This is a genomic window from uncultured Dokdonia sp. (genome assembly GCF_947492535.1).
GTDB lineage: Bacteria > Bacteroidota > Bacteroidia > Flavobacteriales > Flavobacteriaceae > Dokdonia.
Map to the genome: position 1 here is coordinate 107091 of NZ_CANLNH010000015.1, position 10879 is coordinate 117969.

The following is a 10879-nucleotide window of genomic DNA, read 5'->3' on the forward strand; positions in this document are numbered from 1 at the left end:
AAAATTGTATCATTGTAATGTAATAACGTAATAAGCTCTCCGCTTTTTATTTTCTTGCTAGTTTATATTATCGATTTCTTCTTTCGGTATATTTTCAAAATCACACAATTATTAATTCACTCTAGTTACTAGATGTTTGACATTTCAGAATTAAAAGCAAAAAAACTTCCTGAGTTACAGGAAATCGCAAAAGGTATTAAAGTTCCTAAGTTTAGAACTTTAAAAAAATTAGATTTAGTCTATAAAATTTTAGACGTACAAGCTGCAGAACCTGAAAAGGTAGCTAATACAGCAGCTGTAAAACCATCTAAACCTGAGCCTCCAAAGAAGGCAGCTGCAGAAAACAAAGGCACAGATACTAAGCCCCAAACGCAACAAAAGCAAACGCAAGCGCCTACACAAGCGCAGGAAAAGCCTAAACGCGATAAACCACAAAGGCCTAGAAGTCAAAACCCAAAAAATAATAAGGTAGAAGAGACAAAAACAGTTTCTACTGAGTCTAAAGCTCCTCAAAAAGAAGAAGCAAAAAAAACGACTCCTACCCAAACTCATACAAACGATAAGAGCAAAGAGAAAAACTCAGATGGAGGTTCTAACGAACAGAAGTCTAGAGATCATCAACGCGATAATCGTCACAATAACAATAATAAACGACAGCATCGTGATAATAATCGCGACAATAATCGTAATAATAACCGTAACCAAAATAATAACCGTAATAACGGAAATGGGAATAAGGATAGCAGAAATCGCTACCGTGAACCAGATTTTGAGTTTGAAGGTATTATAGAGAGTGAAGGGGTGTTAGATATTATGCAAGATGGATACGGGTTTTTACGATCGTCAGATTATAATTACCTAGCGTCTCCAGATGATATTTATGTGTCACAATCTCAAATACGTTTATTTGGTTTAAAAACTGGCGATACAGTACTTGGTGTAATACGTCCACCTAAAGAAGGAGAGAAGTATTTCCCATTGATTAAAGTCTCTAGAATTAATGGATTAAGTCCAAATATTGTTAGAGATCGCGTTTCTTTTGAGCATTTAACACCATTATTTCCTACTGAAAAATTCAATTTGGCAGCAAGACAATCTAGTATCTCTACAAGAGTGATGGATATGTTTGCACCTATCGGGAAAGGGCAGCGTGGTATGATTGTATCACAGCCTAAAACAGGTAAAACGATGTTACTTAAGGATGTGGCAAATGCTATTGCTGCAAACCATCCTGAAGTATATCAAATGATTCTTTTGATAGATGAACGTCCTGAAGAGGTTACAGACATGCAACGTAATGTAAAAGGAGAAGTAGTTGCTTCTACTTTTGATAAAGAAGCACATGAGCATGTAAAAGTGGCTAATATTGTTCTTGAAAAAGCAAAACGCCTTGTAGAATGTGGTCATGATGTTGTGATTCTGTTAGATTCTATCACACGTTTAGCACGTGCCTATAACACTGTTCAACCTGCTTCTGGAAAGATACTATCTGGAGGTGTAGATGCTAATGCATTACATAAGCCTAAGCGTTTCTTTGGAGCTGCTCGTAATATAGAAAATGGAGGTTCTCTAAGTATTATTGCAACAGCACTTACAGAAACTGGTTCGAAAATGGATGAGGTGATCTTTGAAGAATTCAAAGGAACTGGTAACATGGAATTACAATTAGATCGTAATATATCTAACCGTCGTATATTCCCTGCTATTGATCTTACATCATCGAGTACACGTCGTGATGACTTATTACATTCTAAAGATACAAGTCAGCGTTTATGGGTACTTCGTAAGTATCTTGCCGATATGAATCCTGTAGAAGCAATGGAGTTTATGAGTGACCGTATTAAAAGTACTCGTAATAATGAAGAATTCTTGATTTCTATGAATCAATAATTCAATACACATATATAAATTATAAATCCTCTCAGTAATGAGGGGATTTTTTTGTTTTACGCTTTTGCGAAAGCATATATAGCCTTAAAATTTGTAGATTTAAAGAATAACAATCATATAAAATTTCGTTATGAAATTATAGATTAATCTTCTTCCAGTAAGTCAGGCCTACGTTCTTTAGTTCTCTGATAGGCTTGTTCTTCTCGCCATGCTTCTATCTTTGGAAAATTACCACTGGTAAGAAGTTCTGGAACCTTCCAGCCTTTATATTCGGCTGGGCGTGTATAAATAGGAGGTGCTAACAATCCATCTTGAAAGCTGTCGGTAAGTGCAGAAGTTTCGTTTCCTAAAACCCCAGGAATTAAACGAATAACAGCATCGCAAAAAATTAAAGCACCAAGTTCGCCACCACTTAATACATAGTCGCCAATAGAAATTTCTTTAGTAACAAAATGATCACGTACGCGTTGATCTACTCCTTTGTAATGCCCACAAAGGATAATGATGTTTTCTTTAAGAGACATCGTATTTGCCATTCCTTGGTTAAGTGTTTCTCCATCTGGCGTCATATAAATCACTTCATCATACTCACGTTCTGATTTTAATTGAGAGATACATTTATCTATAGGTTCTATCATCATGACCATACCAGCGCCACCACCAAATTGGTAATCGTCTATTTGCTTATAATTATCAGTTACATAATCTCTTAAATTATGAAAATGTACTTCTACCAAACCTTTGGCAATAGAACGTTGCATAATAGAAGCCTCAAATGGGCTTTTTAATAAATCAGGTACAACGGTGATGATATCTATACGCATGCGTACTATAAATTATGATTTTGAAATCTAAGACTATTAGGGTCTTTTATATGACTTATTAATTTGTGGGCCAAAAGTAATGTAAATCTGGGTCTTTTGTAAATCCTAAACGCTCATAAAGGTGTTGCGCCGGATTTGTGGTTTCCGTTTGTATAACAATTCCTTTTTGATGCTCTTTGCGACATAAATCTTTTACCGTATGTATAAGCGCTTGTCCTATTCCTTTGCTTCTATGGTCTGTATGTATATAGAGATCATTTAAGATATACATAGGTTCCATGCTTACTGAAGAAAAAATAGGATACAGTTGTGTAAACCCTACGGCTGTTTCTGAGTCCGCTTTCGCGAAAGCGATATAAATAACACTATCGTTATGTGTGAGACGTTCTTTAAGAAAGATACGTGCTTTATCATAGTCTGAAGTTTGTCTATAAAAAACGCGATACCCATCAAATAAAGGGATTAATGATTCTAAATCTTGGAGTGTTGCTAATCGTATGTGCATAAAAAAAATCTGTACTCGAAAGTACAGATTTTAAATTTAAATATGGTGTTAAACCTAGCTCTTAGACTGTTTTAATAACTTGTTACGTTCATCTTGTAATTGTCTGCCTAGCTTTTGCTCTTTTTCTAGAGCTTTTCTTTTATAGTCATCAAAATCAAGCTCTAGCTCATCAAGTTTTCTTTTTGCTTGACGTGTCAATGTATTGCTATTCTTGAATCTAAAGATAAATAATAAGAGTCCTAAAAATAAAATACCAATGATACTCCACATCATTGTTTGATAGCTGCCTTTGCTCATTTGTGAGCCAAAAAAGTTCATACTATCTTTTTCTAGATTGGTGTCTTCTAAGCTTTTTTGAGTGCTTGAAAGGTTTGTGTTTAATCCAGTAATCTCTGCAGCTTGGTCTTCTATACGCTTGTTAAGCGTTGTTATTTTAGTTTTTAGCGTGGTAACACTATCAGAAAGTTGTTTTCTGTAACGATCCAGTTTAGGGCGCTCAATGACTTTGTAGCGTTTTGCTCCATTGTTATAGTTGCCACTTGATTTAATAACTTGGTCATACTGTTCTACAACAGTTTTTGGGGGTGTGTCTTCAGTTTGTGGTTCTTGAGCATTTACATGTAAGAGTATACCAAAACATAAGATGAGTAGGAAGAGTGTTCTTTTTGTCATGGGTTTTAGGGTGTTTTAGTCGGTTATACTATTTTGAATGACTAGTTCTTAGGTTTGTTCGGTGACAAAAATACTAGAAATAATCAACTTAAATACGTTTGAAAATAAGACTTGGTTCTTTTGAAGAAAAATAAAAGCTCACTTTTATAAAAAGTGAGCTTTTAAATCTTGATTTTTCTTACATATTATATACGTATATACTACGACTAATAGTATGTAAATCGTCTTACTTTAGAGATGTATTTTGCAAGTCGGATTACCTGATGGCTATATCCGTACTCATTATCATACCAAACATATAGTACTACATTTTTTCCACCTTCTCTTACAATAGTAGCATTACTATCATAAATACTTGGAGCTGATGATCCAACAATGTCGCTTGATACAAGTTCGTTGTCAATAGAATATTTTATTTGCTCTACTAAATTTCCTTCAAGGGCATATTTTCTTAACGTAGTATTTAAATCTTCTACACTTGTTTCTTTATCAAGTTCTAGATTTAGTATTGCTAATGATCCATTAGGTACAGGTACACGAATAGCGTTTGAAGTTAATTTTCCTTCAAATGTAGGTAATGCTTTACTCACTGCTTTTCCAGCTCCCGTTTCTGTAATGACCATATTTAGCGCTGCGGCTCTTCCTCTACGATATTTACTATGCATATTATCTACTAGATTCTGATCGTTAGTATATGCGTGTATGGTTTCTAAATGCCCATATTTTACACCAAAAGAATCATCCATTGCTTTTAGAACTGGAGTGATAGCATTTGTGGTACAAGAGGCAGCAGAGAAAATGGATGTTTCGTCTGGATTATGTTCTAAATGATTTACACCGTGTACAATATTAGGAATTCCTTTGCCTGGAGCTGTAAGTAATACTTTTGCTACTCCTTTTCCAGCAAGATGTCTACTTAAAGCCTCTTTATCTCTGAAAGCTCCTGTATTGTCAATAACAAGGGCGTCATTAATACCATAAGCTGTATAATCAATATCTTCTGGCGCATTTGCACTTATAATATGTACTGTAGTACCATTAATGATCAATGCTTTTTTGTCTGCATCTACGGCGACAGTACCGGCAAAATCTCCATGTACGGAATCACTTTTAAGTAATGAAGCTCTTTTTTCTAATACAGTAGCATCTATTTTACCACGAGTTACAATAGCTCTTAATCGCATTTGTGCTCCTTTGCCTGTACGAGTCATAAGCTCTCTAGCTAATAATCGACCGATGCGTCCAAAACCGTATAATACAACATCTTTAGGAGTAATATTAGTAGTTGTTTTTGCTGGTTTTAATTTTTTTGCAACAAATGAAGTTGCGCTAATATGATCTTCTTCAAGATGATATTCATAGGTAAGTTTACCGATATCTAACTTGGCAGGAGGAAGCTCAAGTGTTTTGATAGCCTCAGCAATCTCAACACTATCAAAAATAGAGATTGGTTTTTCTACAAAAGCACCTGCGTACTCGTGAAGATCTAAAATCTCACTTACATTTCTGTCAATGAGTTGGTTTCTGAAAAGTACTAGCTCTATAGATTTATCATACCATAGGTCGCTTGCAATTTTAATAAAAGCGACCGCCGCTTTACGACGATCTGCTTGAAAAGAAAGTTCTGTTTCGTAAGTATCTAGATGACTCATGCTACTATTTTTGTTTTTGGGTGTCGTTTTTATTTAGGACACCCTTTTTAAATTTTCGGCAAAAGTATAGATTTCAAACGTTTTCGTAACAGAAAAAAACAAAAAAAAGCGCTTTTAATTTAAAAGCGCTTTAGAATTAAGATTTTATTATAAATTTTAGAGGTTTGTCTCTTGCTTTTATATTTAAAAATTAGTTTTCAAATATAAAACGATTACGTTCTCCATTTTGATCTACAAATACAATACTAACAGGTTCGTTAGGGTTTTTATTTTTAAAAATACGTTTTACATCTTCTATATCTGACACTTTTTGATCATCTATTTCAGATATTACAAGACCTTCTATATTGTAACGTCTCATTTCTGGTGTAAGTGTATTGTTAATTACTACTCCATGTTTTGCTTTATACTTTTTAAGGTCTTTAGCAGAAGCGTTTTTGACTTGTATACCTAATCTGTTTATGTCATAAGTTACAGATTTGGATAATGTTACAGGTACTGTAATTTCTTTGTTATCACGTAATACATATACTTGAACAACATCATCGGGGCGTTTAGAGCTTATATAGCCTGATAAATCTGAAAATTTATTGATTTCTATATTATCTATACGCTTAATGATATCTCCATTTTGAATCCCTGCTTTTTCAGCGCCACTCTCATACTCAACGCCGCCTACATAAAACCCTTCTGTTGTACTTATTTCTAATTCTTCAACATCTTGTGGGCGCAACGATTTTACAGAAGTACCACGTACTCCTAAGATTCCTTTTTGTACAGAACCATACTGCATGATATCCTCTACAATTTTACGAGCATTGTTTGAAGGTACGGCAAACGCATAACCTACATATGATCCAGTTTGTGATGTGATCGCTGTATTGATCCCTAGAAGTTCTCCATATGTATTTACAAGAGCGCCACCACTATTTCCAGGATTGATAGCAGCATCCGTTTGTATGAATGATTGGTAATTTGCATCGTTTTCATCAATATCTCTAGCTTTTGCAGAGATAATACCTGCTGTAACAGTAGAGGTAAGGTTAAATGGGTTTCCTACGGCAAGTACCCATTCTCCTACTTTTGCATTATCACTATCTCCAAAGGGGATATAGGGAAGTTCGTCTCCTCCTGTATCTATTTTAATAAGAGCAATATCAGCTTTTTCATCAGTTCCTATGAGTTGCGCTGTATATTTACGATTATCATTTAGCGCAACTTCTATCTCACTAGCGCCATCAATAACGTGATTATTTGTGATGATAAATCCGTCGGGAGATATGATCACACCACTTCCAGCTCCTACAATTCCTCCTCGTTGTCCACCACCTCGAAGAAATTCCATCATATTGCGAGGTTGTCTATATTCTTGTTTGTTACTAACGTGCACAACTCCATTTACAGTACGTTCTGCTGCATCGGTAAAATCAATACCAGAATTTGCTGCAGCTGCATATGTAGTTGGTGTATATACAGGAATGCTAGAAGGTTGGTTTTGAACATTGTTTGTAGTTGAAGCTGGTACTTCAATAAATAATTTGTATGCGCCTAGGGTTATAACACCTGCTAGGACAGCAACAGAAAGTAAACTTGCTATTTTTTTCATGGTCATTTTCATTAGGTGATTATATAATGTTAAATTTAAAATTTTAGTATATACGGAATTCATATTTAACTGCCTTTTAACAGCACAGGCAATATGCTAATTCCGTATTTTTGTCGTTTATTTTAATAAAGCATGACGATCCCATTTAATAAATACCAAGGAACCGGCAATGATTTTGTCATTATTGATAATCGACAACTATTTTTCCCCAAAGATGATACCAAACTTATCGCTACCCTTTGCGACCGTAAATTTGGCATAGGTGCAGACGGTTTGATACTTTTAGAAAATCATGATCGTGTAGATTTTACGATGGTATATTACAATGCAGACGGTAAGCAGAGCAGTATGTGTGGTAATGGTGGGCGTTGTATTGTTGCTTTCGCGAAAGCGTTACAAGTCATACAATCTTCTACAACATTTATGGCTATTGACGGTTTGCATGAAGCATCTATAACAGAAGATGGTATTGTGCATTTAAAAATGCAAGATGTCGCAGCTATAAAAACGACAGATGCGTATAGTTTTTTGGATACGGGATCTCCTCATCATGTTGAATTTTCGGAAAATTTACCAGATCTTGATGTGAAAATGGAAGGAGCTCGTATACGATATAGTGACCTGTACGGAAGTGCAGGGAGTAATATTAATTTTGTATCTCAAACAGCGCCTAACGTTTTTGCAGTTCGTACGTATGAACGAGGCGTAGAAGATGAAACGTTGAGTTGCGGTACTGGAGTTACTGCCGTGGCACTTGCTATGCATCATCAAGGCAAAACGACTAAAAACCATGTGAATCTTGCCGTAGAAGGAGGGCAATTGGAAGTGTGTTTTCAAAAAGAAGAAGATGGATACACTCATATATTTTTAATTGGTCCTGCAACATATGTTTTTGAAGGAGAGATTGTATGCTAACACTTAAGGGAAATACTGTTTTTTTAAGAGCTTTGGAGCCAGAAGACTTGATAGCGATACATCGTATTGAAAATGATGAGCGTCTTTGGTCTGTAAGCGAAACCTTAGTTCCTTTTTCTGTATATAATATTAAAGAGTATATTGCTAATGCACATAAAGATATTTATGAGGTAAAACAATTACGTTTAGCAATATGTGATACGACATCGAGAGAACTTATAGGACTTATTGATCTCTTTGATTATGATCCACATAATGCTAGGGCTGGGGTTGGTATTTTAATTGAATCTGAAGCAAATAGGGGAAAAGGCTATGGAAAAGAAGCGCTTGATTTGATTCTTAGTTATGTAAAAACACATTTAAAATTACATCAGTTGTATGTCAATATTCTTGAAGATAACCTAGCTAGTATTCAGTTGTTTACAAATGCGGGTTTTGTGAGGATAGGCGTTAAAAAAGATTGGAGACGAGTGAGTGGGGAAGGAGTACGCTTTCGCGAAAGCTATAAAAATGAAGTTTTATTTCAACATCTATTATAATGTATATTAAAAAGATAATAATAGCCATAGTGCTTATTGGGTTTATAGTATGTGCTGTTTTTGCATATGGCGTATATGGAGCTATTTTTTCTCCAAATACTGCTTTTGAAAATGAAGAAGCCTATCTCTTTGTTGCTTCGGATGCTACTTTTAAACAGGTGACAGAAGATATAGCTCCTTTGTTAAAAGATGTAGAATCTTTTGTGTCTGTTGCTGAACGTAAAGGATATGATACTAATATTAAATCAGGCCATTTTGCTATTAAGAAGGGGATGAGTAACAATGATATTATTAATGCTATTCGTAGTCAGAATAAACCTGTGAAGATTGCATTTAATAATCAAGAACGTATAGAAAATTTAGCAGGTCGTATTGCAACACAAATAGAAGCAGATAGCTTGTCTTTACTTTTAGCTATGAAAGAGCCTAATTTTTTGAAAGCTAATGGTTTTACGGAAGAAACTGCACTGACAATGTATATTCCTAATAGTTATGAATTGTATTGGAATATTTCGGCAAAAGGATTTAGAGACCGAATGCTTAAAGAGCATAAACGTTTTTGGAATGATACTCGTAAAGCGAAGGCTAAGCTGTTAAAATTAACTCCAGAACAAATATATGCACTTGCATCTATAGTTCATAAAGAAACGGCTAAAGTAGAAGAACGACCCCGTGTTGCAGGCGTATATCTCAACAGAATTAAGAAAGGAATAAAACTCGATGCGGATCCTACTATTATTTATGCTTTAAAGAAAAAGGCTAATGATTGGGATATGGTCATAAAAAGAGTACTTTATAAAGATTTAGAAATAAGTTCTCCTTATAATACTTATAGAAATGCAGGAGTTCCTCCCGGACCTATTTTTATGCCAGATATCTCTGCTATAGATGCTGTTCTAAATGCAGAAAAACATGGCTATTATTATTTTGTTGCAGACATTGAACGATTTGGATATCATAAGTTTGCTAAAACGCTTTCACAGCACAATGCTAACAGCGCTGCCTATAAACGCTGGATTAGCAATCAAGGGGTAAGACGTTAAAGGGTGACAAAAACTGTTAATAACCCTGTTCCTAACTTTTAGAGTATTTATGTTTCTCGAAAGGACTTACATAGTAATTTTGAGTATCAATATGATTGCACTTTAGTGTTGCACTTGACGTTTTAAATGGGGGCAAAGTTGTCATTTGTATTTTTTTAAGTGATTTTCTTAAAAGAATCTTAACACTAAATCGACGAAAAGCATTGAAAATAAAGGGTTTTGTTAATTGAACAGTTATTTCATCTCCTTTGTCGATTTTTGTTTGGTAGATTCAAATATAGTTGTATTTTTGCCGGCCGAAATAGACAGCACTATATAAGGTTTTAAATGTTAAAAAAACCTTAGCAGTCGAAAAGCGATTATATGGTAAGAAGCCTGGTAAAAATTACTGTCCTTCCATTTATGATAGGACTTTTATCACTAGGAAATATTTCAGAAAAGAAACGGGAACTCACTAAAACGGAAGACTTTTCTCAATATTCAACTAAAGGTTTAGACCTTTATTATACGGTGCCTTTACCTGAAGAAACTGTTCAGGAGGTATATCCTACTTATTTTCCACTTGCACTCACAGGGGGAATGTATATAGGATTTAAAGAAGCTTTAGCTTTTAAAGAATCTCAGGGTAATTATTTTAGTATAAATACTTTTGGGTACATGGGTAAATATCAATTTGGGGCATCCACCTTAGATTTGATAGGTATTAAGAATACAAAGAATTTTATTAAAAATCCAGCTTTGCAAGAGCAAGCATTTTTATTAAACACTTCTCGAAACAAATGGGTGTTACGACGTGATATTAAGCGTTTTTCAGGAAAATGGGTTGGTGGTATCAAAATTACCGAGTCTGGTATTCTGGCAGCAGCACATTTGGCTGGACCTGGAAGTGTAAAGCGTTTTTTACGTTCAGGAGGAGAAATAGGATTTAATGATGCCTATGGAACTTCAATACGAAGTTATCTGAGAAAATTCTCAGGGTTTGATGTTTCTTTTGTCCAGGCCGTTAAAAGACCAAGATTAGAAGATTTATTGTAACACAGATTTTTGATTAGTTAATTATTGTAAAAAAACTCCTAGTGTTTAGCTAGGAGTTTTTTGGTTTATGTGTTTCTTTATTCTTCTTCGTTATCTTTTCAGTGTAAAGTGTCCTACAAACTCTCTTTGAGTTCCTAGTCCATCTGGTTCTGTATAGTTTACTCTAAACCAATAATCATCTGAGTTCATCGGTTGACC

Annotated in this window: 10 protein-coding genes; 5 read left to right on the forward strand and 5 right to left on the reverse strand. The window is 34.8% G+C overall.

Translation table 11 applies throughout. The annotated features are described in order from the left end of the window. Window positions 1–132: 132 nt before the first annotated feature. Window positions 133–1890: a transcription termination factor Rho gene (gene rho / locus Q1A60_RS17655; RefSeq protein WP_299767434.1), complete on the forward strand. Its 1758-nt coding sequence runs from the start codon at window positions 133–135 to the stop codon at window positions 1888–1890. A gap of 143 nt (window positions 1891–2033) precedes the next feature. Here rho and trmD read toward each other — a convergent pair whose 3' ends face one another. The 5 genes from trmD to Q1A60_RS17680 form a co-directional block, all read right to left on the reverse strand. Further along, a complete protein-coding gene (gene trmD / locus Q1A60_RS17660; protein ID WP_299767433.1) occupies window positions 2034–2714 on the reverse strand; it encodes a tRNA (guanosine(37)-N1)-methyltransferase TrmD in 681 nt (226 codons plus the stop codon). Window positions 2715–2772: 58 nt separating this feature from the next. Then, window positions 2773–3219: a GNAT family N-acetyltransferase gene (locus tag Q1A60_RS17665; RefSeq protein ID WP_299767432.1), complete on the reverse strand. Its 447-nt coding sequence runs from the start codon at window positions 3217–3219 to the stop codon at window positions 2773–2775. Between the two features lie 54 nt (window positions 3220–3273). Further along, on the reverse strand, window positions 3274–3891 hold the full coding sequence (locus Q1A60_RS17670; protein ID WP_299767431.1) for a hypothetical protein: 618 nt from the start codon (window positions 3889–3891) through the stop codon (window positions 3274–3276). 206 nt (window positions 3892–4097) lie between these two features. Next, window positions 4098–5543: a glyceraldehyde-3-phosphate dehydrogenase gene (locus tag Q1A60_RS17675; RefSeq protein WP_299767430.1), complete on the reverse strand. Its 1446-nt coding sequence runs from the start codon at window positions 5541–5543 to the stop codon at window positions 4098–4100. Between the two features lie 190 nt (window positions 5544–5733). Beyond that, entirely contained in the window at window positions 5734–7149 is a 1416-nt protein-coding gene (locus Q1A60_RS17680; RefSeq protein ID WP_299767429.1) for a trypsin-like peptidase domain-containing protein, read from the reverse strand. Window positions 7150–7281: 132 nt separating this feature from the next. On the opposite strand from Q1A60_RS17680, the gene dapF reads away from it, so the two are divergent. The 4 genes from dapF to Q1A60_RS17700 all read left to right on the forward strand — a co-directional run bounded on the left by dapF (window position 7282) and on the right by Q1A60_RS17700 (window position 10681). Then, complete coding sequence (dapF, locus tag Q1A60_RS17685; protein ID WP_299767428.1) at window positions 7282–8064, forward strand: diaminopimelate epimerase; 783 nt, start codon at window positions 7282–7284, stop codon at window positions 8062–8064. Continuing rightward, complete coding sequence (locus Q1A60_RS17690; protein WP_299767427.1) at window positions 8058–8603, forward strand: GNAT family N-acetyltransferase; 546 nt, start codon at window positions 8058–8060, stop codon at window positions 8601–8603. Before dapF ends, Q1A60_RS17690 begins: the two co-directional genes overlap by 7 nt. Then, window positions 8603–9646 carry an endolytic transglycosylase MltG gene (gene mltG / locus Q1A60_RS17695; protein ID WP_299767426.1) on the forward strand — a complete coding sequence of 348 codons (1044 nt, stop codon included), beginning with the start codon at window positions 8603–8605 and terminating at the stop codon, window positions 9644–9646. Before Q1A60_RS17690 ends, mltG begins: the two co-directional genes overlap by 1 nt. Window positions 9647–10009: 363 nt before the next feature. Further along, complete coding sequence (locus tag Q1A60_RS17700) at window positions 10010–10681, forward strand: peptidoglycan-binding protein LysM (RefSeq protein WP_299767425.1); 672 nt, start codon at window positions 10010–10012, stop codon at window positions 10679–10681. Window positions 10682–10879: the final 198 nt, after the last annotated feature.